Source organism: Xenorhabdus bharatensis, assembly GCF_037996705.1.
Lineage (GTDB): Bacteria > Pseudomonadota > Gammaproteobacteria > Enterobacterales > Enterobacteriaceae > Xenorhabdus > Xenorhabdus bharatensis.
This window is the reverse complement of record NZ_JBBMXG010000069.1, coordinates 1-485: the sequence shown is the minus strand read 5'-3', so window position 1 is coordinate 485 and position 485 is coordinate 1. Positions and strand designations below refer to the sequence as shown.

Sequence of the window (485 nt, the reverse complement as noted above, 5' to 3'; positions counted from 1 at the left end):
ATGTAAACGGCTTCACTGACCTCAATACCATCCTCCGGCCATGAACCCGCTTTGATGTAAGCCTGTTTCCACGCAACAGGATAAAACGCATTTGTTTTTGCGCTGTAAATGTACATATCTCACCTCAATATCCGATAGCCATCCAGGTACAATTGAACGCTGAAGGATAGAATCGTCCATCCCTATAGGCACCACAACCCACAATGAATGATGTCGCATTGAGCGGGTACGCTTGTGAAACTTCAGCATTATTCGTATCTGCCGGGTTTGCACTGATTTGTACTGAACATGCCATGGTCGGGAACGGTGTAGGAAAATTAACAACCTGATTGTCTTTATACCACCCACGCCCCCACTGGATAATAACGCCTTTGGCGGTATCTCTGTACCAACCTTCCGGGGCTAAATGTCCATCAGTTTGCGGATTGTTCGGACTATAAACCCGTTGCCCTTTCTCCAGTACATATCGATTTGCCCAGACATCC

The 485-nt window shown here is 46.8% G+C and carries 1 protein-coding gene; it reads right to left on the bottom strand.

The genetic code is table 11. The features are described 5' to 3' along the window. Positions 1-124: 124 nt before the first annotated feature. The coding region (locus AAC855_RS21245) for a gp53-like domain-containing protein (RefSeq protein ID WP_422824418.1) at positions 125-485 on the bottom strand (361 nt) is incomplete at its 5' end.